At 66.2% G+C, this 26,227-nt stretch carries 28 protein-coding genes; 19 read left to right on the top strand and 9 right to left on the bottom strand.

Going from position 1 to position 26,227, the window contains the following annotated elements:
- Positions 1-18 precede the first annotated feature (18 nt).
- The 5 genes from dnaG (at position 19) to B9Y97_RS13195 (ending at position 5,365) form a co-directional block, all read left to right on the top strand.
- On the top strand, positions 19-1,983 hold the full coding sequence (gene dnaG / locus B9Y97_RS13215) for a DNA primase (RefSeq protein ID WP_085527171.1): 1,965 nt from the start codon (positions 19-21) through the stop codon (positions 1,981-1,983).
- A 119-nt stretch (positions 1,984-2,102) separates the two neighbouring features.
- Entirely contained in the window at positions 2,103-4,106 is a 2,004-nt protein-coding gene (rpoD, locus tag B9Y97_RS13210) for an RNA polymerase sigma factor RpoD (protein WP_085528263.1), read from the top strand.
- Between the two features lie 120 nt (positions 4,107-4,226).
- Positions 4,227-4,436 carry a hypothetical protein gene (locus B9Y97_RS13205; RefSeq protein ID WP_085527170.1) on the top strand — a complete coding sequence of 70 codons (210 nt, stop codon included), beginning with the start codon at positions 4,227-4,229 and terminating at the stop codon, positions 4,434-4,436.
- Positions 4,437-4,655: 219 nt separating this feature from the next.
- Positions 4,656-4,925 (top strand): HlyU family transcriptional regulator, encoded by a 270-nt coding sequence (locus tag B9Y97_RS13200; protein ID WP_085527169.1) that lies wholly within the window; start codon positions 4,656-4,658, stop codon positions 4,923-4,925.
- Between the two features lie 167 nt (positions 4,926-5,092).
- Positions 5,093-5,365, top strand: a complete 273-nt coding sequence (locus tag B9Y97_RS13195; protein WP_085527168.1) for a hypothetical protein — start codon at positions 5,093-5,095, stop codon at positions 5,363-5,365.
- Positions 5,366-5,410: 45 nt separating this feature from the next.
- Here the strand turns inward: B9Y97_RS13195 and yghX are convergent, their stop codons facing one another.
- Positions 5,411-6,295, bottom strand: coding sequence for a YghX family hydrolase (yghX, locus tag B9Y97_RS13190; RefSeq protein ID WP_085527167.1), 885 nt, complete (start codon positions 6,293-6,295; stop codon positions 5,411-5,413).
- A 110-nt stretch (positions 6,296-6,405) separates the two neighbouring features.
- Here yghX and B9Y97_RS13185 point away from each other — a divergent pair, with 110 nt between their 5' ends.
- The 6 genes from B9Y97_RS13185 (at position 6,406) to B9Y97_RS13160 (ending at position 11,324) form a co-directional block, all read left to right on the top strand.
- Positions 6,406-6,822 (top strand): secondary thiamine-phosphate synthase enzyme YjbQ, encoded by a 417-nt coding sequence (locus B9Y97_RS13185; protein ID WP_085528262.1) that lies wholly within the window; start codon positions 6,406-6,408, stop codon positions 6,820-6,822.
- A gap of 165 nt (positions 6,823-6,987) precedes the next feature.
- Positions 6,988-7,506 (top strand): ubiquinone anaerobic biosynthesis accessory factor UbiT, encoded by a 519-nt coding sequence (locus B9Y97_RS13180; RefSeq protein ID WP_085527166.1) that lies wholly within the window; start codon positions 6,988-6,990, stop codon positions 7,504-7,506.
- A complete protein-coding gene (locus tag B9Y97_RS13175) occupies positions 7,503-8,501 on the top strand; it encodes a ubiquinone anaerobic biosynthesis protein UbiU (protein ID WP_085527165.1) in 999 nt (332 codons plus the stop codon). The genes B9Y97_RS13180 and B9Y97_RS13175 overlap by 4 nt, the downstream gene beginning before the upstream one ends.
- A gap of 4 nt (positions 8,502-8,505) precedes the next feature.
- Positions 8,506-9,411, top strand: a complete 906-nt coding sequence (locus B9Y97_RS13170; protein ID WP_085527164.1) for a ubiquinone anaerobic biosynthesis protein UbiV — start codon at positions 8,506-8,508, stop codon at positions 9,409-9,411.
- A 372-nt stretch (positions 9,412-9,783) separates the two neighbouring features.
- Positions 9,784-10,764: a class II fructose-bisphosphatase gene (gene glpX / locus B9Y97_RS13165; protein ID WP_085527163.1), complete on the top strand. Its 981-nt coding sequence runs from the start codon at positions 9,784-9,786 to the stop codon at positions 10,762-10,764.
- Positions 10,761-11,324, top strand: a complete 564-nt coding sequence (locus tag B9Y97_RS13160; protein WP_085527162.1) for a cysteine hydrolase family protein — start codon at positions 10,761-10,763, stop codon at positions 11,322-11,324. Before glpX ends, B9Y97_RS13160 begins: the two co-directional genes overlap by 4 nt.
- Before the next feature lie 2 nt (positions 11,325-11,326).
- Here B9Y97_RS13160 and B9Y97_RS13155 read toward each other — a convergent pair whose 3' ends face one another.
- Both B9Y97_RS13155 and B9Y97_RS13150 read right to left on the bottom strand, forming a co-directional pair.
- Positions 11,327-12,043 carry an FG-GAP repeat domain-containing protein gene (locus tag B9Y97_RS13155; RefSeq protein WP_085527161.1) on the bottom strand — a complete coding sequence of 239 codons (717 nt, stop codon included), beginning with the start codon at positions 12,041-12,043 and terminating at the stop codon, positions 11,327-11,329.
- Between the two features lie 65 nt (positions 12,044-12,108).
- Entirely contained in the window at positions 12,109-12,432 is a 324-nt protein-coding gene (locus B9Y97_RS13150) for a 2Fe-2S iron-sulfur cluster-binding protein (protein ID WP_085527160.1), read from the bottom strand.
- A 124-nt stretch (positions 12,433-12,556) separates the two neighbouring features.
- Here B9Y97_RS13150 and B9Y97_RS13145 point away from each other — a divergent pair, with 124 nt between their 5' ends.
- Complete coding sequence (locus tag B9Y97_RS13145) at positions 12,557-12,937, top strand: OB-fold nucleic acid binding domain-containing protein (RefSeq protein ID WP_254900918.1); 381 nt, start codon at positions 12,557-12,559, stop codon at positions 12,935-12,937.
- 60 nt (positions 12,938-12,997) lie between these two features.
- Positions 12,998-13,546, top strand: coding sequence for a peptidoglycan-binding domain-containing protein (locus B9Y97_RS13140; RefSeq protein ID WP_176224369.1), 549 nt, complete (start codon positions 12,998-13,000; stop codon positions 13,544-13,546).
- 3 nt (positions 13,547-13,549) lie between these two features.
- On the opposite strand, the gene B9Y97_RS13135 is transcribed toward B9Y97_RS13140, so the two are convergent.
- From B9Y97_RS13135 to B9Y97_RS13120, 4 genes are all read right to left on the bottom strand, one after another.
- Complete coding sequence (locus tag B9Y97_RS13135) at positions 13,550-13,897, bottom strand: hypothetical protein (RefSeq protein ID WP_085527157.1); 348 nt, start codon at positions 13,895-13,897, stop codon at positions 13,550-13,552.
- 98 nt (positions 13,898-13,995) lie between these two features.
- Positions 13,996-14,868, bottom strand: a complete 873-nt coding sequence (locus tag B9Y97_RS13130; protein WP_085527156.1) for a 50S ribosomal protein L11 methyltransferase — start codon at positions 14,866-14,868, stop codon at positions 13,996-13,998.
- A gap of 91 nt (positions 14,869-14,959) precedes the next feature.
- The gene (msrA, locus tag B9Y97_RS13125) at positions 14,960-15,607 is read right to left on the bottom strand and encodes a peptide-methionine (S)-S-oxide reductase MsrA (RefSeq protein WP_085527155.1); all 648 of its coding nucleotides are present in this window, start codon (positions 15,605-15,607) and stop codon (positions 14,960-14,962) included.
- 33 nt (positions 15,608-15,640) lie between these two features.
- Entirely contained in the window at positions 15,641-16,876 is a 1,236-nt protein-coding gene (locus B9Y97_RS13120; RefSeq protein WP_085527154.1) for an MFS transporter, read from the bottom strand.
- Positions 16,877-17,006: 130 nt separating this feature from the next.
- Here B9Y97_RS13120 and B9Y97_RS13115 point away from each other — a divergent pair, with 130 nt between their 5' ends.
- Entirely contained in the window at positions 17,007-18,092 is a 1,086-nt protein-coding gene (locus tag B9Y97_RS13115) for a YeeE/YedE family protein (protein WP_085528261.1), read from the top strand.
- Between the two features lie 33 nt (positions 18,093-18,125).
- Here B9Y97_RS13115 and B9Y97_RS13110 read toward each other — a convergent pair whose 3' ends face one another.
- A complete protein-coding gene (locus B9Y97_RS13110) occupies positions 18,126-20,324 on the bottom strand; it encodes a primosomal protein N' (RefSeq protein ID WP_085527153.1) in 2,199 nt (732 codons plus the stop codon).
- A gap of 132 nt (positions 20,325-20,456) precedes the next feature.
- Here B9Y97_RS13110 and fsa point away from each other — a divergent pair, with 132 nt between their 5' ends.
- From fsa to B9Y97_RS13085, 5 genes are all read left to right on the top strand, one after another.
- Positions 20,457-21,110, top strand: coding sequence for a fructose-6-phosphate aldolase (gene fsa / locus B9Y97_RS13105; RefSeq protein ID WP_085527152.1), 654 nt, complete (start codon positions 20,457-20,459; stop codon positions 21,108-21,110).
- Between the two features lie 198 nt (positions 21,111-21,308).
- The gene (locus B9Y97_RS13100; protein ID WP_085527151.1) at positions 21,309-22,013 is read left to right on the top strand and encodes a DUF484 family protein; all 705 of its coding nucleotides are present in this window, start codon (positions 21,309-21,311) and stop codon (positions 22,011-22,013) included.
- Positions 22,014-22,070: 57 nt separating this feature from the next.
- Positions 22,071-23,021 carry a tyrosine recombinase XerC gene (locus B9Y97_RS13095; RefSeq protein ID WP_254900917.1) on the top strand — a complete coding sequence of 317 codons (951 nt, stop codon included), beginning with the start codon at positions 22,071-22,073 and terminating at the stop codon, positions 23,019-23,021.
- Positions 23,022-23,121: 100 nt separating this feature from the next.
- Positions 23,122-23,655, top strand: coding sequence for a hypothetical protein (locus tag B9Y97_RS13090; protein WP_085527150.1), 534 nt, complete (start codon positions 23,122-23,124; stop codon positions 23,653-23,655).
- 289 nt (positions 23,656-23,944) lie between these two features.
- On the top strand, positions 23,945-24,652 hold the full coding sequence (locus tag B9Y97_RS13085; RefSeq protein WP_085528259.1) for a CDP-alcohol phosphatidyltransferase family protein: 708 nt from the start codon (positions 23,945-23,947) through the stop codon (positions 24,650-24,652).
- A gap of 24 nt (positions 24,653-24,676) precedes the next feature.
- Here B9Y97_RS13085 and B9Y97_RS13080 read toward each other — a convergent pair whose 3' ends face one another.
- Entirely contained in the window at positions 24,677-26,161 is a 1,485-nt protein-coding gene (locus B9Y97_RS13080; RefSeq protein ID WP_139828306.1) for a hypothetical protein, read from the bottom strand.
- Positions 26,162-26,227: the final 66 nt, after the last annotated feature.

The following is a 26,227-nucleotide window of genomic DNA, read 5'->3' as shown; positions in this document are numbered from 1 at the left end:
CCCACCCATATTCCCTGCATGTCTCTGCCACCCGGATTCCTGGACGAGTTACGCACCCGCACCTCGCTGACGCAGGTCGTCGGGCGCAAGGTGACGTGGGACATGCGCAAGTCGAACCAGGGCAAGGGCGACATGTGGGCCCCCTGCCCGTTCCACCAGGAAAAGTCCGCGAGTTTCCACGTCGACGACAAGAAGGGCTATTATTACTGCTTCGGTTGCCACGCCAAGGGCGACGCGATCTCCTTCCTGCGCGAGACCGAGAACCTCGGCTTCATGGAGGCGGTCGAACTGCTTGCCCGCGAGGTCGGGATGCCGATGCCGGCGCGCGACCCGCAGGCGCAGGAAAAGGCCGACCGGCGCACCGAGCTGGCCGAGGTGATGGAGCAGGCGCTGCAGTTCTACCGGCTGCAGCTGAAGACGGCGCAGGGAGCTGCGGCGCGCGACTACCTCGACCGGCGCGGGCTGACGCCCGACGCGCAGGACCGCTGGGAGATCGGGTTTGCCCCCGACGGCTGGCAGGCGCTTTGGGACCATCTGCGCGGCAAATCTCTGCCCGAAGACCTGATCCTCGCCGCCGGGCTCGCCAAGGCCTCGTCCAAGGGCAAGAAGCCTTATGACGTGTTTCGCAACCGCATCATCTTTCCGATCCGCGACGCGCGTGGGCGCGCGATCGCCTTTGGCGGCCGGGCGATGGACCCGAACGACAACGCCAAGTACCTCAACAGCCCGGAGACCGAGCTGTTCGACAAGGGCCGCTCGCTGTTCAACCTCGCACGGGCCCGCGAGGCGGCGGGCAAACAACCGCTGGTCGTGGCCGAGGGCTACATGGACGTGATCGCGCTCGGTGAGGCCGGGTTCGCCGCCGCGGTGGCCCCGCTCGGCACCGCGATCACCGAAGACCAGTTGCGCCTGATGTGGCGGCTGCATCCCGAGCCGATCATCGCGCTCGACGGCGACGCGGCGGGGCTGAAGGCGGCAATGCGGGTGATCGACCTCGCGCTGCCGCTGATCGAGGCCGGGCAGAGCTTGCGCTTTGCGATCATGCCAGAGGGGATGGACCCCGACGATGTGATCAAGGCGGAAGGACCGCGCGCCATGCAGGCGTTGCTCGACGCCGCCCTGCCGATGGTGAAGCTGTTGTGGCGGCGCGAAACCGAGGGCAAAGTTTTTGACAGCCCCGAGCGCCGCGCCACGCTCGACCGCGACCTGCGCGCGGTGATCCGGTGCATCAAGGACCCTTCGATCCGCTCGCACTACGGCCAGGAAATCAACGCACTGCGACGGGCGCTGTTCAATCCCCCCCGCGCCAGCGGGCCGGCGGGTTGGACGGGCCAACGTGGCCCATGGCGCAAGGGTCCGCCGCCGGTGCTCTCCGAAACCAAGACATCGCTGCTCGCGGCGGCCTCCGGCGAAGTGGCGGAAGTTCTGCGCGAGGCGGTGATCCTCGCCACGCTGATCACCCACCCGGGATTGATCGAACGGTTCGAGGCGGCGCTGGAGCGGATCGACATGGCGACCGCCGACCACCGCGAGTTGCAGCGCCTCGTGCTGGCCCACGCGCATGACGAAACCACCGATCTTGCGGCCCGGATCGAGGCCGAGGCCGGAGCGCACCTTCTGGAAAAGCTGTTCTCGTTCAACCATGTGCGGATTGCCCCCGCGATGCGGCGGCCGGACGACGGCGAGCTGGCGGCGCTCTGTCTCGCCGAGGAACTGGCCAAGCTCGAAGCCACCCGCGGCGCCCGGCGCGAGGTGGCCGAGGCCGAGGACGATATCGCGGCGCTGGCCGACGAGGGCTTGACCTGGCGGCTCACCGAGGCGGCCCGGGCGCGCGAAGCCGCGAGCCGGGGCGGCGCGGGTGAGGACAAGGCGCTCTACGACCGCGCCGATAACGGCGTGTTGATCGACCGGGAGGAAAAGGGGCGCCTCGAAGAACTGCTGCGGGAGATCGGACATTCAAGGGGTGGGCAGGAGTCGGGGTGATCTCGCCTTTTGCCCTTCAAACGCGTAACCAATGCCACCATATGGGTTGGCGAATCAGCGATTCGCTGGAAAACTCCTCCGAATCGCGCCGCCCCGGGCTCACGACCAAGGAAGATCGCATGGCCGTCAAGGAAAACGACGACACCAAGGAAACCGAGCAGGAGGACGAGTCGGTCAACCCCGACATGGATCAGGCGGCGATCAAGAAGATGATCGCCGAGGCCCGCGAGAAGGGCTACATCACCTATGACCAGCTCAACAACGTGCTCCCGCCCGACCAGGTTTCGTCGGAGCAGATCGAAGACGTGATGTCGATGCTCTCGGAGATGGGCATCAACATCATCGAGGACGAAGACGCCGAGGACGGCGAGGACGACAAGGGATCGACCGACCTGGTCGCCACCTCCGGCTCGCGCGACGTGACCGTCGCAACCTCCGAAACCGAGAAACTCGACCGAACAGACGATCCGGTGCGCATGTATCTGCGCGAAATGGGCTCGGTGGAACTGCTGTCGCGCGAGGGCGAGATCGCCATCGCCAAGCGCATCGAGGCGGGCCGCAACACGATGATCGCGGGGCTCTGCGAAAGCCCGCTGACATTCCAGGCGATCACCATCTGGCGCGACGAACTTCTGAGCGAAGACATCCTCCTGCGCGACGTGATCGACCTCGACGCCACCTTCGGCCGCTCGCTCGAAGGCGATGACGAGGATGGCGTGGTGGCGGTCGGTGAAAGCGACACCACCCAGACCGCGGGGGCCGCGAAGCCCGAGCAGACCGGGCCGGAGCTGGATGCCGACGGCAACCCGATTTCCAGCGAGGATGACGACGAGGACGAGGACGAGCAGGCCAACATGTCGCTTGCCGCGATGGAGGCAGCGCTCAAGCCGCGCGTGCTCGAAACCCTCGACCGCATCGCCGCCGATTACATCATGCTCTCGGAGATGCAGGACCTGCGCATGAGCGCCACCCTGAATGAGGACGGATCGTTCTCCGACAAGGAAGAGGCAACCTACCAGAAGCTGCGCGCCGAGGTTGTCGAACTGGTCAACGAGTTGCACCTGCACAACAACCGCATCGAGGCGCTGGTCGATCAGCTCTACGGCATCAACCGTCGGATCATGGCCATCGACTCGGCGATGGTGAAACTGGCCGACCAGGCCCGGATCAACCGCCGCGAGTTCATCGAGGCGTACCGCGGCTACGAGCTCGATCCGAACTGGCTCGATCGGATGAACGACAAGGCCGGGCGCGGCTGGCAGGCGCTGGTGGAACGCTCGTCGGACAAGATCGCCGAGTTGCGCACCGAGATGGCGCAGGTGGGCCAGTATGTCGGGGTCGACATTCCCGAGTTCCGCCGCATCGTGCAACAGGTGCAGAAGGGCGAAAAGGAAGCCCGCCAGGCCAAGAAGGAAATGGTCGAGGCCAACCTGCGGCTGGTGATCTCGATTGCCAAGAAATACACCAACCGGGGCCTGCAATTCCTTGATCTCATTCAGGAAGGCAACATCGGGCTGATGAAGGCGGTCGACAAGTTCGAATACCGCCGCGGCTACAAGTTCTCGACCTATGCCACCTGGTGGATCCGGCAAGCCATAACCCGCAGCATTGCCGATCAGGCCCGCACCATCCGCATCCCGGTGCACATGATCGAGACGATCAACAAGCTGGTGCGCACGGGCCGCCAGATGCTGCACGAGATCGGCCGCGAACCGACGCCGGAAGAACTGGCCGAGAAGCTGCAAATGCCGCTCGAGAAGGTCCGCAAGGTGATGAAGATCGCCAAGGAGCCGATCTCGCTCGAAACGCCGATCGGCGACGAGGAAGACAGCCAGCTTGGCGATTTCATCGAGGACAAGAACGCGGTTCTGCCGCTGGAATCGGCGATTCAGGAAAACCTCAAGGAAACCACCACCCGCGTGCTCGCCTCGCTCACGCCTCGTGAAGAACGCGTGCTGCGCATGCGCTTCGGCATCGGCATGAACACTGACCACACGCTCGAAGAGGTCGGCCAGCAGTTCTCGGTGACGCGCGAACGGATCCGGCAGATCGAGGCGAAGGCTTTGCGCAAGCTCAAGCACCCGTCGCGGTCGCGGAAGCTGAGGAGTTTCCTGGATCAGTAACGAACTAGAGGCAGATGTGTGATCGAGCCAGACCCATCTCTTGAGGCAAGGGCTGCGGCAATAGCCAAGAGCAGAGTGCTCCGAATACGCGGGGCGCCGAAAGAATGGTGGTTCTATTCAATGATCATCTCATTCGGTCTGATCGCGGTAGCCGTGATAGTTTTTGATTATGTAGGCGTTGTCCACACGATTGGTTTGGCTGGTTTGGGGATTGGTGCCGGGTTCTGGCACGGGCGTGATCGCCAAAGCGAGTTTGATGCCACCATTCGCGAAGAAACGAAGCGAGTTCTCTCGGAATTGATTGATTTGCAGGAGTGCATCGACAGCTGAATGTTTTTGTCGTGCTCCTCGGGTTGATCCTCTGGAGGGTCTGGTAGGTTTACTGCTAGCCTCCATCGTAGGCCGGGCTTCAGCCCGGCTGTCTCGCGGGTGGCGGGGTGAAACCCCGCCCTACGGGGCGCGGGCTGCGCGACCCCATCGCCATCCCGGCCGATCCGGTCTAAGCTCGCCCTGACCCGAGCCAAATATCCCCAAGGACGGAGCGATCCCATGTCCCTCTTATCCAAACTCTTCGGCGGCGGATCGGCCCCGGAGCCGGAACCCGAAACCCACGAAGGCTTTCGCATCTATCCCGAGCCCGGGAAGGAAAGCGGCGGCTACCGGCTCGCGGCCCGGATCGAGAAGGAGATCGGCGGCGAGACCCGCACCCATCACCTGATCCGCGCCGACGTGTTCAGCGACCGCGACGAGGCCGCTGCGGCCGCCCTGCGCAAGGCCAAGCAGTTGATCGACCAGATGGGCGAGGGGCTTTTCGGCTGATCTCCGCCGCCCCGCACCTGCCGAGGGCGCCGGCCGGCCACACCTCGCCGGCGCGGACGCCCGCCCGCATTTTCCCACTTATCCACAGCCCCGACATGCGGTATTCTGGCGCTCGGACGGACCCGGAAAAAGGGCCCGCCAAGAGGCATTTTCACAGGACAGAACAAATGGCTACATCTTCGTCCAAGACCGAGACCAAGGCCGCGCTCACCCCCGAACAGAAGGTCGCGCAGGAAGCGCGCAGGAAGGCCGCGCGGGTGATCGGCTACACCACCTGGCGCGACGACTGGCGCGCCAGCAACCCCGAGGGCACGCCCGAGGAGCGCAAGGCGGCGTGGGAAGTTGCCCGCCCCGATGCCACGAAAAACGCCCGCAAGCTCCTGCGTTCCTTGGAGAAAAAGGGGCTGCGCATCGTCGCCGCCGAGCCCGCCGAGGCCTGAGCCACCAGACCGTGAGCCGCCCGGGATGACCGGGCGGCCAAGCCTTCAGCGCAAGTGTTCCTCGAAGAACGCCACCGTCCGATCCCATGCCAGTTCCGCCGCTTCCTCGTCGTAACGCGGCGTGGTGTCGTTGTGGAAACCGTGGTTGACGCCTTCGTAGATATGGGCGGTGTAGGTCTTGCCCTCGGCCTGCAACGCCGCCTCGAAATCGGGCCAGCCAGCGTTGATCCGCTCGTCAAGTTCGGCGTAGTGGATGAGCAGCGGCGCTTCGATCTGCGCCACGTCCTCCGTCGCCGGTTGGCGGCCATAGAACGGCACCGAGGCGGCCAGTTCGGGAAAGGCCACCGCCAACGCGTTGCAAACCCCGCCGCCATAGCAGAAGCCGACGCAACCGACCTTGCCGGTGCTGTCATCGCGCGCGAGCAGGTGCTCGACCCCGGCGAAGAAATCGTTCATCAACTTTTCGCCGTCGATGGTGCTCTGCAACTCGCGCCCCTGATCGTCGTTACCGGGGTAGCCGCCAACGCTGGTGAGCCCATCGGGTGCCAGCGCCAAGAAGCCCGCCTTGGCGACCCGCCGCGCCACGTCCTCGATATAGGGGTTCAGCCCCCGGTTCTCGTGCACCACGAGCACGGCGGGAAAGGGGCCTTCGCCTGCCGGTTTCACGAGGTAGCCGCGCACCTCGCCATGGCCGTTCGGGCTGGGGTAGGTGATATATTCCGGCACGATATCGGGGTCGGTGAAGCTGACCTGGCTGGCGAGCGCATAATCCGGGCTGAGCATGTCGAGCAGCGCCGCGGCGCTAAGCCCGCCCACAGTCCATTTTGCCGCCCTGTCGAGAAACTCGCGCTTCGACAACAGGCCGTGGGCGTAGTAATCGTAAAGCTCGAGAAGTTCCTGGTCGAAGTCTTTCGCGGTCATCCGTGTCATGGCGTCCTCCTGGGCATCCTCGTGGCTTGATGGCCGCAGTTTACCATATCTGCGGGCACGAAAGACTGACATTCCCGTGTCTTGGCGGGACCGACAAGGGTGAAGGCCAGATGCACAAGGTGTTCACGATCGAAACGCAGGGGCCGGGGCTCTACGAGATCACCCGAGAGGTCGAGGGCTTCGTGGCCGCATCACGGGCCGAGGAGGCGCTGCTTACGCTCTTCGTGCGGCACACCTCCGCCTCGCTCGCGATCCAGGAAAACGCCGATCCCGATGTGCGTACCGATCTCGCGGCGTTCTTTCACCGGCTGGTGCCGCCGAGCGACGACCCGGCGATGGGCTACATCCGCCACACCAGCGAAGGCCCGGACGATATGCCGGCGCATATCAAGGCCGCGCTCTTGCCGGTTTCTCTCACGATTCCGATAATTTCTGGCCGGATGATGCTGGGAACCTGGCAGGGAATCTACCTTTTCGAACATCGGTCCTCTCGGCATCGCAGAGAGATCGTTGCCGTCGCCCGATAACCCTCGCCCTGCCTGCCCCGGGGCCGCACCGATGCCGTCGGGGCCGCACCGATGCCGTCGGGGCCGTCCGGCCACCGTGACCGCTCCGGCGGAGACTCCTGCCGAAAAGTTGCGCAATTGACCGAAATCAAGTGACGGCCCGGCGATGCGTGCTAGGCGCCGTGCATGTCCAACGCCGATCTCCACCCCTCGCCGCTTCACCACCCACGAGCGGGCTTGCCGCTGCCGCTTTTCCTGCTCCAGCCCATTCTGGCCCGCATCGTGCGCCGGATCGCTGCGGAGAACCCGCGCATGTTCAACCGGCTCGGCCCCTGGGTCGGGCGCGACTACATCATCGACCCGGTCGACATGCCCTTTGTCCTGCACCTGCGCCCCGATCGCGATGCGCCGTTGATGCGCGCGGTGTCGCGGCGGCACCTGCCCGACCATGTGGCGCGGATTTCGGGCCGGTTTCTCGATCTGCTGGAACTGGTCGATGCCGATCTCGACGGCGACGCGCTGTTCTTTTCCCGCGACCTGGTGATCGAAGGCAATACCGAGGCCGTGGTCAGCCTGCGCAACGCGCTGGACGATATCGACGGCTCGATTGCCGAGCGTGTCGCCGACATGCACGGCGCACCGGGGCGCGCAACCCTGGCGGCGCTGCGGCGCATGGCCGAGCGAAAGAAGGTGAACAAGGAATGACGGTTGGAGAACTGGTTTGCCCTGCGGGCACACCGGCCGCGCTGCGCACGGCGGTCGATGCCGGCGCCGATGCGGTTTACTGCGGATTTCAGAACGCGACCAATGCACGCAACTTCCCGGGGCTCAACTTCACGCCCGAGGAAATGGCCGAAGCGGTCGATTATGCCCATGCCAAGGGTGCCAAGGTTCTGCTGGCACTCAACACCTTTCCCCCGGCCGGAAAATTCGACCTCTGGCGCGAGGCCGCCGCGATGGGGGTGCGCTTTGGCGTCGATGCAATGATCGTCGCCGATATCGGCGTTGCCGCAGCGATCCGCGAGGCACATCCCGATCAGCGCCTGCATCTCTCGGTGCAGGCCGCCGCCTCCAGCCCCGAGGCGATTGCCTATTACGTCGAGAATTTCGAGATCAAGCGCGTGGTCCTGCCGCGCATCCTCACGATCCCCGAAATCCGGGCCATCATGACCGAGATTCCGTGCGAGATCGAAACCTTTATTTTCGGCAACCACGGGCTGATGGTCGAAGGCCGCTGCAGCCTGACCAATTATGCAACCGGGCTTTCGACCAACATGGACGGGGTGTGTTCGCCCGCGAGCGATGTCGAATACAAGCGCGAGGCCGATGGCGGCATGACGACCCGGCTGGGCGAATTCACCATCGACCGTTTCGGCCCGAACGAGACCGCCGGCTACCCGACGATCTGCAAGGGGCGCTACCGCGCGCCCGCCCGGGAGACCGGGTATTACGCCTTTGAAGAGCCGGTGAGCCTCAACCTCGCGCGGCTCCTGCCGGACCTGATGGCGGCGGGGGTGCACGCCTTCAAGATCGAGGGTCGCCAGCGCAGCCGCGCCTATGTCCGGCAGGTCGTCTCCAACTTCCGCGCCGCCGTCGATGCGATCCGCGAGGGACGCGAGCCACACCTGGCCGACCTGGTGGCGCTGACCGAGGGCCAGAAGGAATCGCAAGGCGCATTCGAGACCAAGAAATGGCGGTGACATCATGGAGCTGACGCTCGCCCCGATCCCCTATCACTGGTCGCGCGACGACAGGCGCGACTTCTACGCAAGCATCGCCGACGAAGCCCCGGTCGATACCGTCGTTCTGGGTGAGTTGATCTGCTCGAAACGCGCGCCGTTCTTCGAGGCCGATCTGCCCGATATCGCCGAGCGTCTGGAGGCGGGCGGCAAGCGGGTGATCTGGTCCTCGCTGGCCGAGATCCTGCTCAAGCGCGAGCGCAAGGCGACCGACGATCTTTGCGCGGGCGACGACGGCCGCATCGTCGAGGCGAACAACGCCGCCGCGCTGCGCGCGCTGGCGGGGAAGCCGCACCGCGTCGGCCCGATGATGAATGTCTACAACGAAGAGACCATGACCTTTCTCGCCGCGCAGGGGGCGACCCATTTCAGCCTGCCACCGGAATTGCCGCGCGCCGGCGTCGCGGTGATGGCGCAAGCGGCCCGTGCGGCGGGCCTCGGCGTGGAGGTGCAAGCCTTCGGTCGCGCCTCGCTGGCGGTGTCGGCGCGGTGCTATCACGCCCGCGCCCACGGCCGGACCAAGGACAATTGCCAGTTCGTCTGCGAGGAAGATCCCGACGGGATGCCGCTCAGCACGATGGACGGCGATCCGTTCCTCATGGTGAACGGGATCCAGACCCTGTCGCGCTCCTACGTCAATCTTGCGGCGCATGTTCCCGACATGCGGGCGCTCGGGGTCACGGCGTTACGGCTGATCCCGCAACGGCAGGACATGGTCGCGGTCGCTCGCGTCTTTGCCGATGTCGCCGCCGGGCGGATCGACGGCGACGAGGCGGCGGCGCGGCTCGATGCCATGCAGATGGATACACCCTTCTCGAACGGGTTTTGGCTGGGCGACGCCGGCTTTCGGCGGATCGCGCGCAGCGCCTGACCGATTCACGGCGGGAAACGCCCGGTGTGCTTGACGGAATCCGCGCGCGCATCGCGGCAGCCTCGCTGCCGCGTTCTATCGCGACTCCAACCAATCGAGACCGCAAGACACCGCAACCACGGCTGAAACGTCGCCTTTTCCAACGTCGGTCTTCGCCGCCGTGCCGCAACACCTTCGCCCTTGCCAGCGGGTCGCATACCTGGCGCGCAGCACGGGCACCTCGCCGTGGAAGGAAAACCCGAAACCTGGCGCCGCCGCGTCCTGGATCCAACTAAGTCGGGCTTGGTAGCGCAAACCTCATGCTGCCTGTCTTGGCCGCGACGCAATGCGCTGCTATCGAGTGGCAACCCGTAGCCCTCGAAGGATGATTTCATGACCGCCTCCCCCGTCGTTTTTGCCGACCGCATGCTCTCGCTCGGTCTTGCCCGAGTCTCGGAGGCCGCCGCCGTTGCCTCCTACAAGCTGGTCGGACGCGGTGACGAAAAGGCCGCCGACCAGGCCGCGGTGAACGCGATGCGCAACCAGCTCAACCTGCTCGACATCAAGGGCGTGGTGGTGATCGGTGAGGGCGAGCGCGACGAGGCCCCGATGCTCTACATCGGCGAGGAGGTCGGCACCGGCAACGGCCCCGAGGTGGATATCGCGCTCGACCCGCTCGAAGGCACCACCCTCACCGCAAAGGACATGCCGAACGCGCTCACCGTGATTGCCCTCGCGCCGCGCGGCACGCTGCTGCACGCGCCCGACGTCTACATGGACAAGCTCGCGATCGGGCCGGGCTATCCGCGCGACGTGGTGAGCCTCGAGATGAGCCCCTCCGAACGCATCGAGGCGCTGGCCAAGGCCCGGGGCTGCAAACCCGATGACATCACCGTTTGCGTGCTGGAGCGGCCACGCCACGAAGAGATGATCGCCGAGATCCGCTCAACCAGGGCGGCGATCCGGCTGATCACCGACGGCGACGTGGCCGGCGTGATCCACACCGCCGAGGCGCAGCGCACCGGCATCGACATGTACATGGGTTCGGGCGGCGCACCCGAGGGCGTGCTGGCCGCGGCGGCGCTCAAATGCATGGGCGGTCAGATGTGGGGGCGGTTGACCTTCCGCAACGACGACGAACGCGGCCGCGCCACCAAGGCCGGGATCACCGATTTCAACCGGATCTATGCCCGCGACGACATGGTGACTGCTGATGTGATCTTTGCTGCCACCGGCGTGACCGATGGCTCTATCGTCGCCGGACTGAAGCACGAGCCGGGCTGGATCGAGGCCGAAACCCTGCTGATGCGCTCGCGCTCCGGGTCGCTGCGCCGGATCACCTATCGCAACCCGACCAGCCGGGTCGACATATGAGCCCGCGCGCCCTCCTCCTCGTCGACATCCAGGCGGCCTTTGACGACCCCTACTGGGGGCCTCGCAACAATCCGCAGGCCGAGGAAAACGCCGGGCGGCTGCTGGCGCATTGGCGCGCGGCGGGCGCGCCGGTCTACCACGTGCGGCATCTTTCGGTGGAGCCGAACAGCCCGCTCAACCCGGCGTCCGGCAGGGTCGATTTCCATCCCTCGGTGATGCCCGAGGATGGCGAGCCGATCTATGAGAAGAGCGTCAACTCCGCCTTCATCGGCACCAGTCTGGAGGCCGATCTTCGGGCCGCCGGGATCGAGGCGCTGGTGATCTGCGGGCTGACCACGCCGCATTGCGTCTCCACCACCACCCGGATGGCGGCCAACCTCGGCTTCTCGGTCGAGCTCGTGCACGATGCCTGCGCGGCCTTTGCCCAGAATGCCGACACCGACTGGCGCGGCGGCGGCAAGGCCGACCCGAAGTTCATCCACCAGGCCGCGCTCGACCACCTCCATGGCGAGTTCGCCGAGGTGATTTCGACCGAGGATGCCTGTGCCTCCGCGCCCTGAGGTCACCGGCAGGCCATGACCGGCGCAAAACTGTCGGGGCCATCGTAAGGCGCAGCGGAGGTGCTCACGAGGCGACCCGCCTCCAGCCGCGTTGCCACGATCTCGCGCCACCCGGCATCGGCGGTGACGATGACGGGGGCAGCGCCGGGGCAGTCACGCACGCCGCCTTCGATCATCTCCGCGCCGTAGCGGTGATTGCTGAGCCCTGGCGCACTGGCGGCTTGGGTGAAACTGGCCTGCCCGTCTTGAAGCACCACCCGGACCAGACGCAAAGTCCTGGCAAGGTGGGGCCGATCGACATAGGCGATCTCGTCGACCCCGTCGCCGTCGAAATCGGCGATCCCGGCAATCGCCAGCCAGCGGTGGCGCTGGCCGATCGCGGCGGTCTGTCCGAGCGGGCGCGCGGCCTCGCCATCATGGCCGAAGATCATCACCATAGCCCCGGTCTCGAAGCCCGAGAGCACCGCCACCACTTCCGGTTTGCCGTCGCCGTCGAAATCGTGCAGTCGCGGCGCGGTATCCTCGAACACCGCGGCCTCGAAGCGCAAGATGTTGCGGCTGCCATCGGCATAGCGCAGTTCGAGCCCGGCATATTCGCCGCCCGGCAGCGCGCCGTGGCCGTAGGCGTCGGTCGGTTCGACGTAATCCGCCGCGACGATCTCCTTCGCCGCCAGCGGGGCGGGCAGAACGGCAAGGGCGAGGGCAAGCGCGATACGCATCGGGAGCTTCCTTTCGCCCCCATGTCGCCGGTCGTCCGCGTCGCTGTCCAGCAACGGCTGCGTGATCAGATCTGCTTTTCGGGCAGGGTCACCACCAGGCCGTCGACCGCGTCGGTCACCTGGATCTGGCAGGTCAGGCGCGAGCGCACCGGGTCGGGCTCCCAGGCGAAATCGAGCATGTCGGCTTCCATCGCGTCCTTGGCGGGGAGTTTTTCCACCCAGTCCTCGGCGACGTAGACGTGGCAGGTGGAGCAGGCGCAGGCACCGCCGCAATCGGCTTCGATGCCCGGCACGCCATTGTCGCGCGCGCCTTCCATCACGGTGAGGCCGTTGGCGACCTCCACCACGTGCTCGGTGCCGTTGTGCTCGATATAGGTGATCTTCGCCATAGCGCCCTGTCTCCGCGTTGCTTTCCCCGGGGTTCTAGCGAAGGCAGATAGGGCCTGCCAGCCCGTTTTGCCAGCCCCCGGCGCGGGGCTTGCCTTTCTGTCTGAATGTTCTATTTTTGTTCTCATGACGCCCGATCCCGCCCCCTCCGCTATGCGCTGGCCCCGTCCGCCTGCCGCGATCCCGCACCGCTGGCTCGCCCACCCGCCGGTGGGCGCGCGGGTGACGGTGGCGGGTCTGGTGATGGTGCGCCAGCGCCCCGGCACCGCCAAGGGGGTGATCTTCATCACGCTGGAGGATGAAACCGGCATCGCCAACGTGATCGTCTGGCACCAGGCCTACGAGCGCCACCGCCGCGCCGTGGTGGCGGGGCGGGCGCTTCGGGTCACCGGCAAGCTCCAGCGCGAAAGCGGCGTGGTGCAGATCGTGGCGGAGGTGGTCGAGGACATTTCGCCGATGCTCGACCGGCTGGCACTGCCTCCGTCGGGGGAAGACACGGGCCTCTAGCCCGGAGCGCGGATTTGCGCTATGGTTCGGCCAAACGGTCCACAGAACCGAAACGAGCAGATGACCATGCATTCAAGTATCCGTCCCGCAACAGGGCTGTTTCTGGCCGCCATCGCCCTCATGGGTTGCGCCGGGAACAGCGGCGATGTCACCCGCGCGGATCTCGGCGAAGAGGTGGTGATCACCGATTTCACCCTCGGCCCGCCCGGCGCGCGCCCCGGGGCCTGCTACGGCAAGGATGTCACCCCCGCGGTGATCGAGCAGGTGACCGAGCGGGTGCTGGTTGCCGAGGCCGAGATCGGCCCGGAAGGCAACATCATCACCCCCGCTGAATTCGAGGAACGCAGCAGCCACCAGGTGGTGCAGGGGCGCGAGGAAATCTACTTTGAAACCCCCTGTCCGCCGCGCTGGACACCAGACTTCATTGCCTCGGTGCAGCGCGCGCTGATCACGCGGGGGATCTACAAGGGCGAGGCCAGCGGCACGCTCGACCATGCCACGCGCCAGGCGATCCGCGCATTCCAGGTGAAAAATGGGCTCAACTCGGGCATTCTCTCGACCGAGAACGCCCGCGCGCTCGGTCTCGTCGAACTCGACCTCGACGGCTGAGGTTCAGATCAGCAGCCCGATCTGGCTGGCGATCCAGAGCGTGATCGGGTCAGCCGCCATGATCCAGCTACCAACCTTTTCAGCGGCATTGCCCGCTTCGAGGATGGCGATCCGGTTGCCGTAAGTGACCGGGCCGAGATAGGCCAGCAGAAACCCTTTGAACAAAAGGAAAGCGACCAGAGAGAGCGTGATCCCCCGCAACGGCAGCGACCGACGCGGGCGCACCCGCTCGACCGGCACAAGGAGCCCGTCGCGCTCCTCAAGCCGCACATAGCCCGAGGCAAGGCGCTTGTGGCGCCCCTCGATCTCACGCACCCGCTTGTTGAACCTGGCGAAATTCGCGTCGGCCATGACCAACTCCAAACTGCGCCCCCACGCACATCAATATAAGGGCAGAAATGGGGCAAAACCAAGGCGAAGCATTGGAAACTGTTTGTTTCCCCTTGTTTTCAAGGCTTCCTCGACAGCACCAAGGTGGTCCAGTCGCCATATTCTGCGCACGATTCGAGAGAGAAGCCATTTTTCCTGTAGGTGGCAACCACCTCGTCGGCCTGCGGATTCAGGATGCCGGACAGGATCGCGTGGCCGCCGGGGGCAATATGCGCCGCCATGTCGGGGGCGAGGGCGAGGAGCGGGCCCTTGAGAATATTGGCAAACACCAGGTCGAAGGGCGCGGCCGCGGCGATGTCGGGATGATCGAAGCCAGCGGCTTCGATGGTGTGGACCGAGTCGGAAAGGCCGTTGGCCTCGACATTGGCGCGCGCCACGTCGACGGCCACGGCGTCGATATCCGAGGCGATCACCGGGCGCGGCCAGACCTTTGCCGCGGCCATCGCGAGCACCGCCGTGCCGCAGCCGATATCGGCAATGTTGCGCTTGATGAGACCTTGCGAAATCAACCCGTCAAGCGCGGTCAGGCAGCCGAGCGTGGTGCCATGGTGGCCGGTCCCGAAGGCCATCGCCGCCTCGATCCTGAGCGCCACCTTGCCCGCGGGCACGCGCTCGGCATCGTGGCTGCCATAGACGAAGAAGCGCCCCGCCTCGACCGGCGAGAGCGTGCGTTTCACATGCGCCACCCAATCCGTTTCAGGCAGTTCCGAGACGCTGAAATCCCCCGCGCCATGCGCCTTGGCGAGCAAAGCCAGCGCGATCTCGTCGGGTGGTTCGGTGAAATAGCCGCCCACTTCCCAGAGCCCCGAGCCGTCTTCCACCTCGAACACCCCGATCCCGGTGGGAGCGGGGTCGAGCGCCTCCAGCGCCTCGCCCAGCGCCTCGGCGGGTTCCTGACCTACGAGGGTGGTGAAGGCAGTGAAGGTGGGCATCGGCATTCTCCTGTTGACGCTCCCGCCTACCCCCGGGCCGCGCGGCGGTCAAGAAAGCCCGGTGCCGTCCGGGCAGCCCCCTGCCCCGGCCTCAGGCCCCGGTGCCGATCGGGCAGCTCACGCCGGTGCCACCCAGCCCGCAATAGCCGTTCGGGTTTTTCGAGAGGTACTGCTGGTGGTAATCCTCGGCCCAGTAGAACGCCCCGGCCTCGGCAATCTCGGTGGTGATCGCGCCGTAGCCTGCGGTGCCGAGCCGCGAGGCGAAGGCATCGCGGCTTGCCAGCGCCGCATCGCGCTGCGCCTCGGTGGTCCAGTAGATTGCCGAGCGGTATTGCGTGCCCCGGTCGTTGCCCTGCCGCATGCCTTGGGTGGGATCGTGGCCCTCCCAAAACACCTTGAGAAGCTCGTCATAGGAGATCACGGCGGGATCATGGGTCACCCAGACCGCCTCGGTGTGCCCGGTGCGCCCGGAACAGACCTCCTCGTAGGTCGGGTTCGGGGTGTAGCCGCCGGCGTAGCCCGCCAGTGTCATCCAGACGCCGGGCAACCGCCAGAACAGCCGCTCCACGCCCCAGAAACACCCCATTCCGAACACTGCCGCCTGATGGCCCGGCGGCACCTCCAGCGTAAGCGGGCGGCCGAAGACGTGATGCGTTTCGGCGGTGGGGATTGGCGCAGCGCGCCCGGGCAGCGCGTTTTCCCGCGCGATCATCTCGGATTTTTCAAACAGACCAAACATCGGCACCTCCTTTGGCCCAGATATAGCCTCGCGTCACTCCGCCGGGGAGACGGCAAGCCCCCCGAACACCGTTTCGTGACCCTTCTCGGGGTGGCGCGGGATCATCAGCGCCAGCATCAGCGAACCGATCGCCATGCCGGCCGCCAGAAGGAATACGCTGCCCGGCGAGGTCACCCAGAGGTAGCCGAGCAGCGCCGGCAGGAAGACAGCGGCAATGTGGTTGATCGTGAACGCCACGGCGGCGGTGGGCGCGATATCGGGAATATCCGCGATCTTCTGGAAATAGGTCTTGATCGCGAAGGCGAGCGCGAAAAACAGGTGGTCGATGATGTAGAGCGCCGCCGCCAGCGCCACGCCCCAGCCGAAATAGTAGATCCCGCCGTAAGCGAGAAAGACCAGCGCGAGGCCGACATATTCAAACGCCAGCGCGTTGCGCTCGCCCCATTTGCCCACCGCCCGCCCCATCAGCGGCGCGAAGATCATGTTGGCGACGAAGTTGATCATAAACAGCGCGGTGACCTCGTGCACCTCGAAGCCGAAGCGCTCGACCATCATGAAGGCGGCGAAAACCACGAAGATCTGTCGCCGCGCGCCGGCCATCGCCTGAAGCGCGTAGTAGAGCCAATAGCGGCGGCGCAGCACGAAGGTTTTGATCTGCGGCTCGGGGCTTTCGAACTTCGGATAGAACGCCCAGGCGAGGATCGCGACCGCGAGGGTGAAACCGCCGGAGGCGAGATAGACGAAGTTGTAGGACAGATCGAAGGTTTTCCACGTCACCACGAGGAGCCCGTAGGCGACGAGCGAGGCCGCCGAGCCGATCGCCATCAGCCAGCCCAGCATCTGCGGCGCGCGGGCACGGTCGATCCACTGGAGCTGGAGCGACTGGTTGACGGTCTCGTAATAATGAAACCCGATCGAACTGAGCATGGTGATGGTCAGGATGCCGCCGAGCGAGGGAAACCACGCCGTCAGCGCCGTGGCCGCCCCGAGCAGGCCGAGGTTGAACACCAAGAGCGTCTGTTCGCGAAAGAACATGATCAGGAGGATCACGCCGATGGCCAGAAACCCCGGCAATTCGCGCACCGAATGCAGCCAGCCGATCTCGACCCCGGTAAACCCGGCCACCTCGATGACGAAGTTGTTGAGCAGCGCCGACCAGGTGGCGAAGGCGATCGGCATCGCCGCCGCCATCAGCATCAAGAGGGCAACCGGCTGACGCCAGCGGGGAAGGCTCTTGGCCTGATCGAGGGTGAATGTTCGCGTGCGCATGGTGTTTGATAGGGCGGCGCGAAAGGGGAGGCGAGCAGAAAAACGCATTCAACTTCGATTATGCGACTTGACGTCGATCAAGGCGCGCAGGGCGGAACAGGTGCAACTGAGCGCTCCAAAGGAGCCCCGCATGGATATCATCGCGCTAATGGACCGTATCGGCGAGGCCGAAACCGCCGCATTGTTCGGCCTTGTCACCGGGATCGTCTTCGGTGTTTCGGCGCAACGATCGCGGTTCTGCCTGCGTGCGGCGACCATCGAATTCGCGCGTCGCACGCTTGGGCCTTCCGTCTCGGTGTGGCTGCTCACCTTCTCGACCGCGCTGGTCTGGGTGCAGGCCGCCGTGCTCCTGGGCTACATCCAGCCATCCGACGCCCGGATGATGGCGGTCACCGGTTCGTGGTCGGGGGCGATCATCGGGGGGCTGATGTTCGGCGCGGGCATGGTGCTGGCGCGCGGCTGTTCGGGCCGCCTTCTGGTGCTGGCCGCCTCGGGCAACCTGCGCTCCATCGTCTCGGGGCTGATCTTCGCGGTGGTGGCGCAGATGAGCCTCAAGGGCTGGCTCGCGCCGCTGCGCGACGATCTTGCGCTGCTCTGGACCACGTCAGGCGGGCGCAACGTCGATCTGCGCGCCGCGCTCGGCCTGCCCGAGTGGGCCGGGCTGGCGTTGGGGCTTGCGATCGCCGTGCTGGCCCTCGTGCTCGCGCGCCGCAACAGGATCGGGGCGGCGCGGCTGGTGTTCGCCTCGGGCGTCGGGTTCGCCGTGGCGCTCGGCTGGGGGCTCACCTCGGCGCTGGCGCGGGTGGCCTTCGAGCCGGTCACGATCACCTCGGCCACCTTCACCGGCCCTTCGGCCAATACGCTGATGTTCTTCCTCGAACGCGACCCGATCCTCGATTTCGACGTCGGCCTCGTGCCCGGCGTGGTGATCGGCGCTTTCCTCGCGGCGGTCCTGTTTCGGGAGTTCAAATTCCAGGGCTTCGACGGGGCGGCGAGCATGCGCCGGGCGATGATCGGCGCCGTGCTGATGGGCTTCGGCGGCATGCTCGCGGGCGGCTGCGCGATCGGCGCCGGTGTCACCGGCGGGTCGCTCTTCGTGGCCACCGCACTGGTGGCGCTGTTCTTCATGTGGGTCGGCGCGATGGTGACCGATTACGTGGTCGACCAGAAGGGCTACATCTGCCGGCCAAGCTCGCAGGCCGCCACGACACCGTGACGCAAGGTTGCCCCCCGGTCAGGGCCGTTCGCATCAGTAGAAACTCTGCGGGTCGATATCGACCGAAAGCCGGGTGTCGCCCTTCGGGGTGAACTGGCCGATCCATGCCCTGAGCGCGGCTTGCAGGGCGACGCCCTTGTCGGCCTTGACCAGAAGTCGCACCCGGTGCCGCCCGCGGATCCGCGCGATCGGCGCGGGTGCCGGGCCGAACACCTGCGCGCCCACGCGGCGCAGCGGCGCATCGGCGCGGGCCAGCGCATTGCCGAGATCGAAGGCCGCCTCCACCGTCGAGGCCGAAATCACAATCCCCGCGAGCCGGCCGTAAGGCGGCACCCCGGCGGCCTGCCGCTCGGCCGCCTCCGCCCGCCAGAAACCTTCCTCGTTGCCCGAGAGGATCGCCCGGATCACCGGGTGCTCGGGCTGGAAGGTCTGCAACAGCGCCAGCCCCGGGGTGTCGACCCGCCCGGCCCGCCCGGCCACCTGCCGGATCAGTTGAAAGGTCTTCTCGGCGGCGCGCAGATCGGAGCCTTGCAAACCGAGGTCGGCGTCGATCACCCCCACCAGCGTGAGCAGCGGAAAGTTGTGCCCCTTGGCCACCATCTGGGTGCCGATGATGATATCGGCCCCGCCGCCCGCGATCAGCTCGATCTGCGCCTTGAGCGCACGGGCGGAAGCAAAGAGATCAGACGAGAGCACCGCCACCCGCGCCTCGGGGAATATCTCGCGCACCTCCTCGGCGAGCCGCTCCACCCCCGGCCCTACCGGCGCGAGCTTGCCTTCGGCCTCGCAGGACGGGCAGGTCTCGGGCATCGGTTTGCTCTCGCCGCACTGGTGGCAGACAAGGCGCTTCAGAAACCGGTGCTCGACCATGCGCGCATCGCAGTGATCGCAGCCGATCTGGTGGCCGCAGGCCCGGCAGATCGTCACCGGCGCATAGCCGCGCCGGTTGAGGAACAGGAGCGATTGCTCCTGCTTGCCCATCCGGTCATGGATATGCGCCTGCAGGGTGGGTGAAACCCACCGGTTTCCCGGCAGGTCTTCCACCCGCATGTCGATCGCGCGCATCTCGGGCAGCACGGCCGGGCCAAAGCGGGCGACAAGATCGAGCCGATCATATTTGCCCGCCTCGGCATTGGCCCAGGTCTCAAGCGAGGGCGTCGCCGTGGCCAGCACGACACGGGCCGCGTTGATGCTCGCGCGCAGCACCGCCATGTCGCGCGCCGAGTAGAGCACGCCGTCTTCCTGCTTGTAGGACTGGTCGTGTTCCTCATCGACCACGATCAGCCCGAGATCGCGGAACGGCAGGTAGAGCGCCGAGCGCGCGCCGACGACAAGCGGGGCTTCACCCTCCCCCGCCATCCGCCACAGCCTGCGCCGCTCGGTCATCGTCACGCCGGAATGCCATTCGGCGGGCCGCGCGCCGAAGCGGGCCTCCACGCGCTTGAGAAACTCCGCCGTCAGCGCGATTTCCGGCAGGAGCACGAGCGCCTGCCGCCCCATCGCGAGGCACTCGGCCACCGCCTCCATGTAAACCTCGGTCTTGCCCGAGCCGGTCACGCCGCGCAGAAGCGTGGTGCCATAGGTGCCCGCACGCAGGCCCGCGCATAGCGCCGCCGCCGCCGCGGCCTGATCCTCGGCCAGCGGCTTGCCGGGGGCGCTGGCGTCGAGCCTCGGATAGGGCAGATCGCGCGGGCTTTCCTCCTCGGCAACCGCGCCAAGCTTCACCAGCCCCTTCACCACCGAGGAGGACACCCCGGCGGCCTCGGCCAGTTCGCCCAGCGTGAACGCCAACCCGCCATAGCTTTCCATCACCTCGATCACGCGCGCGCGCGCCTCGGTCATCCGCTCGGGCCGGATATGGCCGAGCCGGTAGACCTTGCGCATCGAAGGCGGATCGGTGAGGCCGGGCGCGCGGGTGGCGAGGCGGAGCATCTGGTGCAGGGGCGTGAGCGTGTAATCGCCCACGCGGGTAAGAAACTCCGCCATTTCGCGTCGCATAGGCGCCACGTCGAGTACGCGCGAGACCGCCCGCAGCTTCGCCGCGTCGAACCCGGTTTCGCCCTTACCCCAGACCACGCCCATCACCTTGCGCGGGCCCAGAGGCACCTCGACGAAGGCACCCTGCCAGCAGCCGCCCTCCGGGGCGCGATAGGTCAGCATACGGTCGAGCGGCTGGGTTGTGAGCACCGCCACCCGTGCGCCTTCGTCAAAGAATTCTGCGTCTGCGCTCATGTTCCTGCCCCCGCACGAATGCCCGGAAATGCGCTGGCCCTTGCCGGGTGCACCGCTTTGGCCTTTCTGCCCCGCCAAGCATCATGTATGACGCGGGCGACGATAAACCGCAGCAGACGACCGAGGAAAGCCATGAAGTTTTTTACCGATACCGCCGACGTCGACGCGATTCGCGAGCTTGACGATCTCGGGCTGGTTGACGGGGTCACCACGAATCCCTCGTTGGTCAAGAAATCCGGTCGCGATATCATCGAGGTCACCAAGGAAATCTGTTCCTTCATCGATGGTCCGGTTTCGGCCGAGGTGCTGGCCACCGAGGCCGACACGATGATCGCCGAGGGGCGCAAGCTGGCAGAGATCGCCCCCAACATCGCGGTGAAAGTGCCGCTTACGCTCGATGGCCTGAAGGCCTGCAAGGTGCTTTCGGGCGAGGGCCACATGGTCAACGTCACGCTTTGTTTCTCCGCCACCCAGGCCCTGCTCGCCGCCAAGGCGGGTGCCAGCTTCATCTCGCCCTTCATCGGCCGGCTGGACGACATGGGCATCGAAGGCATGGAACTGATCTCCGATATCCGCCAGATCTATGACAACTACGGCTTCGAGACGGAGATCCTTGCCGCCTCGATCCGCACCGTCAACCACGCCAAGGAGGCGGCGCTGATCGGTGCCGACGTGATGACCGCTCCGCCCGCGGTGATCAAGGCGATGGCCGCCCATCCGCTCACCGACAAGGGGCTCGACGCCTTCCTTTCCGACGCTTCGGCGGCGGGGCTCAAGATCCTCTGATCGCATCGTCGGCGGCATCGAAAACGCAGTGACGGGCGCCACACGGTGCCCGTTCCGGTTTTCCATGACCGCCCGTGATTTGAACTTTTTCGTGGCTGTCATGTCAGCCGAAGCGTTTGCCGCGAAAAAAGTTGCAGAAATCCGATCCGGCCTCTGCTAATCTGCGCGCAACCAAGAAAACACGAGGCAGCGACAGACATGACGAGCCAGGCTCCGATCAGTGACGAAGTGCGCGAACAGCTCATCGCCCAGCCCGAGGTGATCCTCGAAGATCATGACATGATGCGCGCGCTTGTCGCGGCCAATGAACGCGCCATGGGCACCAACATCGTCGATCTGCGCGGCATCGCGATGGAGCGGCTCGAGGCCCGGCTCGACCGGCTCGAAGATACCCACCGCAGCGTGATCGCCGCGGCCTACGAGAACCTCGCGGGCATGAACCTCATTCACCGCGCGGTGCTGCGGATGCTCGACCCGGCCGATTTCGAGGTCTTCATGACCGATCTTGGCGGCGAAGTGGCCGAGATCCTGCGGGTCGATTGCGTGCGACTGGTGCTGGAAACGGCAGTGACCGAGGAAAACGCGGCGGTGAAACGGCTGGGCAATGTCCTGGTGGTCGCCGAGCCGGGCTTCATCTCGGCCTACCTCGGACAGCAAGCCCACACTGAACGCCCGGTGACCCTGCGTCAGGTCCAGGAACAGGACGGCCGCATCTATGGCGACAGCGGCTATTGGGTGCGCTCGGAGGCCTGCATCCGGCTCGACCTTGGCGCGGGCCGCCTGCCCGGCCTGCTGGTGATGGGCGCGGAAGACCCGCACCAGTTCAAACCCGGGCAAGGCACCGATCTTCTCGCCTTCTTCGGCGGCGTCTTCGAACGTGCGATGCGCCGCTGGCTTTCGTGAGCTATTGTCGGAAAACTGAAAACTTGAAGCGGAGAGAACGCGGTTTTCCCGCATTGAATGTTCGAAATCTGCATGGCTGACCGGATTGCCATATCCCAGGGCGGGCGCGACGCCCTTGCCGGATGGCTCGACCATATCCGCGCGCTGGACGGCGCGGCAGAAAACACCGTCGAGGCCTACCGCGCCGACGTCGCCGGGTTTCTCGCCTTCATGGCCGGGCATCATGGCGGCGGCCAGGGCCGCGCCGCGCTCGCCCGGGTCGGGCTCTCCGACATGCGCGCCTGGATGGCCCATGAACGCAGCCGCGGCGTCGGCCCGCGCTCGCTGGCTCGCGCACTCTCGGCGGTCAAGAGCTTCTACCGCTGGCTCTCGGAACGCGACGGGTTCGACGCCACCGCGGTGCTGTCCACCCGCAGCCCGAAGTTCGCCCGCAAACTGCCGCGCCCGGTGTCGCGGGACGCAGCGCGCGAGGTGATCGAGACGGCCGGAACCCAGGCCCGCACGGGCTGGATCGGCGCGCGCGACGCCGCCGTGATCACCCTGCTCTATGGCTGCGGGCTGCGCATCTCTGAGGCGTTGGCGCTGCAGGGCCGCGACGCACCGCTCGGCGAGGTGCTGAGGATCCGGGGCAAGGGCGGCAAGGAACGGATCGTGCCGGTGCTGCCCGCGGCGCGCGCGGCGGTCGAGGCCTATCTCGCGCTCTGCCCGCATCCGCACGAGGCCAATGCGCCGTTGTTTCGCGGCGCGCGCGGGGCGGCCCTCAACCCGCGCCTCGTGCAAAAGGCGATGGAGGCCGCGCGCCTGCAACTCGGCCTGCCCGCCACCGCCACTCCGCACGCGATGCGTCACAGCTTCGCCACCCACCTGCTCAACGCCGGTGGCGATCTGCGCGCGATCCAGGAGTTGCTTGGCCATGCCTCGCTGTCGACGACGCAGGCCTATACCGCTGTCGATACGGCGCGGCTGATGGAAGTTTACGAAGCCAGCCACCCCCGCGCACATTCGTGACAAATTGAACCGAATCCTCGGTATCGCTGAACCTTTCGTTCATCTTTTCAGGCCAATCTGGCGGGGTTCCAAACCCCAGCTTGCCCAGAAAGGACGAGCCATGAACGCAATATCGCCCTTTGCGCTCGCTGATATCCGCAAACCCGCCAAGGCAATCGGCGGCGCGCTGCGCGAGGCCGGTGCCCTCGCGGCAAATCACGCCGCCAGGTCCATCGGCCCGAACCGGGACCATGCCGGCCCCGGCAAAACCGCAAGCGCCGATTTCACCGAGATCGCCAACCGCATCGACCCCCGCGCCATGGACGGCGAAGGTTTCAGGCCCCGCGCCGCGAGGGCCGCATTCGATCAGGTGGCCGACATCCGGAACAACCTGAGCGCGGCGCGCGAAGGCAGCCCGATGGCGCAGGCCGCGTCGGACGCGTTGCGCGGACGACTGAGCGATGCCGCCCGCACGATCACGGATCGGACCGATGCGCTCGCCCGTTTCGGCGCCGAGCGCGCCATGCAGGCCCACCACCGCCTCGCCAGCGCGCCGCCCGCCCTACCGGGCGAACCGGCCGCCCGGGCCGCCGAGAACCTGCCCGGGGCCGACCTTGTGCGCGCGGCCTATGCCACCCTGATCCGGCTGACCTGAGCGCCGCCGGCCGTGCGTCTGGCAACCGGGCCGACGGCGCGCCGGTGCCAAGCGCCGCGCGTCACCGCCCGTGCTGCGCGCAGGCCAGATCTCCTTGCCGGTGATCTGCACGCCGGAGGCTTCGCGGCGGCATGCGGCGCGCTTTCCGGAGGCCCCGGCGACCGGATCGGACCGACCGGGCCAACCTGGTCGCAATTGCACCCCACCACGGCGCTCCCGTCGACATTTTGCCTGTTTCGCGCCCTCATCATCGTTGAACGATTGCGCTGTTTCCGCCATGAAGGCAGGCATGACACCCGCAACCAAAGCCCTTTTCGTTCACCTTTTCACCGCCATCGGCGCGGTCTTCGCCATGCTCGCGATGCTCGCCGCCGTCGAAGAAAAATGGGGCTTGATGTATGTCTGGCTGGTGGTGGCCTTCATCGTCGACGGGATCGACGGCCCCCTCGCCCGGCGCTACGACGTCAAGACCCACGCCAACCAGATCAATGGCGTGCTGATGGACCTGATCATCGACTATCTCACCTACGTTTTCATCCCGGCCTATGCGCTGTTCAAGTCGGGGTTGCTACCGGGCTGGACCGGGTGGATCGCGATCATCGTCATCACCTATGCATCGGTGGTCTATTTTTCAGACAACAGGATGAAAACAAAGGACAACTCCTTTGCAGGCTTCCCCGGCTGCTGGAACATGCTGGTGATCGTGATCTTCGCCATCCAGCCCGATTTCTGGATCACGCTCGGCCTCGTCGTGGCGCTGGCGGTGGCAATGTTCACGCCGCTCAAATTCATCCACCCGGTGCGCACGCAACGTTGGCGGGCTGTTTCGCTGCCGGTCGCCATGGCCTGGACCGGCTTTGCGGGCTGGGCCGCCTGGGTCGATTTCCACCCTGAAAGCTGGGCTCATTGGGGCCTTGTGCTCACCTCGCTCTACCTGCTCTTCGCGGGTATCGTGCAACAGCTCATTCCGGCGCGCACTGCACAAACCACGGTCTGAGATCGAAGGCCGCGCCGGCCACGGTCATTTCGCGTGGGCCATCGAGAAAGGGATCTTGACCCCGGCGTGCAGCGTCCAGGGCCGCGCGGTGCCGGGAGAAAACCAGCGCCCGGCACCGACGCTGAGCGCAAGATTGTCATGCACCCGGTAATCGACCTCCAGTTTGGCGCCACCGATCAACCCGCCGCCGGTCGCGATCCCGGCCCCCGCCGCCGCGCCACCGAAGATTTCGCCGGAAACAGACACCTTGTCGTGCAACGGGAATTCGAGGCCGAGGCCGAGCGTGCCCATGCCATAGCCGCCGGCCAGACCATCGAACGCGGCATAGGCTGACGCGGCGAGGTAGAGTTCCGGCGTGAGTTTCAGGTCCACGCCGGACTCGATCAGGGTCACATCCGAGCCGGTGAACCGGTGGCCGGTCTTGCGAAACCCGGGATGGCTCGCCTGCCGGCTCAATCCGGTTGAAAACCGCCAATGGCGGGTGCCGTTTGTTGCTTGCGCACCGGCACGCGCCTGTTGGTCGTCAAACCGCATCGCGGCGCGCACGAAGGCCGCCGCCGCCCGAAAATCGCCGCCGAAGGCCCCGATTCCCATCACCCCGGCCTCGGCATGAAAGCCGGGCGAAAGCCGCAGGTCGAGCCCGGCGCTGGCCGTCGCCATCAGCCCCCCGCCGGTGTCGACGTCGCCACCGCCGCCAAAACCCAGGCCCAGGTCGGCGAAGGCCCGCAGGCGCCCGTCGGCGATCGGATCGGTGAAGAACCGGGGCCCGATGAACCAATCGGCGTAGCCGCCGCTATCGCCGCCCGCCGCCGCGGCCCCGGCAAGAAAGACCTCGACCGCATCCTGCGTCGCGCCGCGAAAGGTCACTTCTCCGCCCAGGAGCAGCATTCGGTTGAGGTTGCCCGGGCTGTTGCGCCGCGCGCTCGAAACGGGCAGGTAGATCCGGCCAAGGGCTTTCGCCGAGGCAATCGTTATGCCGGCGGCAACCAACGAAGTGCCATGCCCCGGCGAAACACCAACCCCGATCTTGCGTGAAACCGCGAAGCTGTAGTGCGGCGTGTCGATCGTCGAACCGCGCACACGGGTCCAGCCGGCTCCAAGATGGGCCATGAAACCGTGGGCAAAGGCGTGGTTCAGGGTCATCTGGCCCTTGGCCATCAGCCCGTCACCGTAATAGGCCCGCGCGCCGCCGCCGCCACCAAGGAACCCGCCGATATCGAGCGACCAGCGCGGCGCGATGTTGATGCGTTGAAACACCTCGAAGCCGCCGATGAAGAGCCCGCCGGCATCGCCTTTCGCTGCGGAATAGAGCGAATGACCGGCGTAGAGACCACCCCCGAGATCGCGCGACACGGTGGCGAAATGCAGGGCCTCAACGGTGCTTTGCTTGCTCGGCAACACATCGACACCGCTGCGCAGCTCGAATTCCGCGGCCTGCGCCGTCCCGAAAACCGCCGCACACACCAGTGGCAGGACGGATCGGAAAACCCTGAGGATCGCTGTCTTCATCTTGTTCCCGGTTGGTGGTCGTCCATCTCGAACGGGGATCACCAACCGGGATACGCTATTGCCGCA

Source organism: Maritimibacter sp. HL-12 (assembly GCF_900177545.1).
GTDB lineage: Bacteria > Pseudomonadota > Alphaproteobacteria > Rhodobacterales > Rhodobacteraceae > Sinisalibacter.
This window is presented reverse-complemented; position numbering and strand designations above follow the sequence as displayed.

Excerpts from the sequence above, each read along its gene's own strand:
- dnaG (WP_085527171.1), top strand. The coding sequence starts at position 19 with ATGTCTCTGCCACCCGGATTCCTGGACGAGTTACGCACCCGCACCTCG.
- rpoD (WP_085528263.1), top strand. The coding sequence starts at position 2,103 with ATGGCCGTCAAGGAAAACGACGACACCAAGGAAACCGAGCAGGAGGAC.
- B9Y97_RS13205 (WP_085527170.1), top strand. The coding sequence starts at position 4,227 with ATGATCATCTCATTCGGTCTGATCGCGGTAGCCGTGATAGTTTTTGAT.
- B9Y97_RS13200 (WP_085527169.1), top strand. The coding sequence starts at position 4,656 with ATGTCCCTCTTATCCAAACTCTTCGGCGGCGGATCGGCCCCGGAGCCG.
- B9Y97_RS13195 (WP_085527168.1), top strand. The coding sequence starts at position 5,093 with ATGGCTACATCTTCGTCCAAGACCGAGACCAAGGCCGCGCTCACCCCC.
- yghX (WP_085527167.1), bottom strand. The coding sequence starts at position 6,295 with ATGACACGGATGACCGCGAAAGACTTCGACCAGGAACTTCTCGAGCTT.
- B9Y97_RS13185 (WP_085528262.1), top strand. The coding sequence starts at position 6,406 with ATGCACAAGGTGTTCACGATCGAAACGCAGGGGCCGGGGCTCTACGAG.
- B9Y97_RS13180 (WP_085527166.1), top strand. The coding sequence starts at position 6,988 with ATGTCCAACGCCGATCTCCACCCCTCGCCGCTTCACCACCCACGAGCG.
- B9Y97_RS13175 (WP_085527165.1), top strand. The coding sequence starts at position 7,503 with ATGACGGTTGGAGAACTGGTTTGCCCTGCGGGCACACCGGCCGCGCTG.
- B9Y97_RS13170 (WP_085527164.1), top strand. The coding sequence starts at position 8,506 with ATGGAGCTGACGCTCGCCCCGATCCCCTATCACTGGTCGCGCGACGAC.
- glpX (WP_085527163.1), top strand. The coding sequence starts at position 9,784 with ATGACCGCCTCCCCCGTCGTTTTTGCCGACCGCATGCTCTCGCTCGGT.
- B9Y97_RS13160 (WP_085527162.1), top strand. The coding sequence starts at position 10,761 with ATGAGCCCGCGCGCCCTCCTCCTCGTCGACATCCAGGCGGCCTTTGAC.
- B9Y97_RS13155 (WP_085527161.1), bottom strand. The coding sequence starts at position 12,043 with ATGCGTATCGCGCTTGCCCTCGCCCTTGCCGTTCTGCCCGCCCCGCTG.
- B9Y97_RS13150 (WP_085527160.1), bottom strand. The coding sequence starts at position 12,432 with ATGGCGAAGATCACCTATATCGAGCACAACGGCACCGAGCACGTGGTG.
- B9Y97_RS13145 (WP_254900918.1), top strand. The coding sequence starts at position 12,557 with ATGACGCCCGATCCCGCCCCCTCCGCTATGCGCTGGCCCCGTCCGCCT.
- B9Y97_RS13140 (WP_176224369.1), top strand. The coding sequence starts at position 12,998 with ATGACCATGCATTCAAGTATCCGTCCCGCAACAGGGCTGTTTCTGGCC.
- B9Y97_RS13135 (WP_085527157.1), bottom strand. The coding sequence starts at position 13,897 with ATGGCCGACGCGAATTTCGCCAGGTTCAACAAGCGGGTGCGTGAGATC.
- B9Y97_RS13130 (WP_085527156.1), bottom strand. The coding sequence starts at position 14,868 with ATGCCCACCTTCACTGCCTTCACCACCCTCGTAGGTCAGGAACCCGCC.
- msrA (WP_085527155.1), bottom strand. The coding sequence starts at position 15,607 with ATGTTTGGTCTGTTTGAAAAATCCGAGATGATCGCGCGGGAAAACGCG.
- B9Y97_RS13120 (WP_085527154.1), bottom strand. The coding sequence starts at position 16,876 with ATGCGCACGCGAACATTCACCCTCGATCAGGCCAAGAGCCTTCCCCGC.
- B9Y97_RS13115 (WP_085528261.1), top strand. The coding sequence starts at position 17,007 with ATGGATATCATCGCGCTAATGGACCGTATCGGCGAGGCCGAAACCGCC.
- B9Y97_RS13110 (WP_085527153.1), bottom strand. The coding sequence starts at position 20,324 with ATGAGCGCAGACGCAGAATTCTTTGACGAAGGCGCACGGGTGGCGGTG.
- fsa (WP_085527152.1), top strand. The coding sequence starts at position 20,457 with ATGAAGTTTTTTACCGATACCGCCGACGTCGACGCGATTCGCGAGCTT.
- B9Y97_RS13100 (WP_085527151.1), top strand. The coding sequence starts at position 21,309 with ATGACGAGCCAGGCTCCGATCAGTGACGAAGTGCGCGAACAGCTCATC.
- B9Y97_RS13095 (WP_254900917.1), top strand. The coding sequence starts at position 22,071 with ATGTTCGAAATCTGCATGGCTGACCGGATTGCCATATCCCAGGGCGGG.
- B9Y97_RS13090 (WP_085527150.1), top strand. The coding sequence starts at position 23,122 with ATGAACGCAATATCGCCCTTTGCGCTCGCTGATATCCGCAAACCCGCC.
- B9Y97_RS13085 (WP_085528259.1), top strand. The coding sequence starts at position 23,945 with ATGACACCCGCAACCAAAGCCCTTTTCGTTCACCTTTTCACCGCCATC.
- B9Y97_RS13080 (WP_139828306.1), bottom strand. The coding sequence starts at position 26,161 with ATGAAGACAGCGATCCTCAGGGTTTTCCGATCCGTCCTGCCACTGGTG.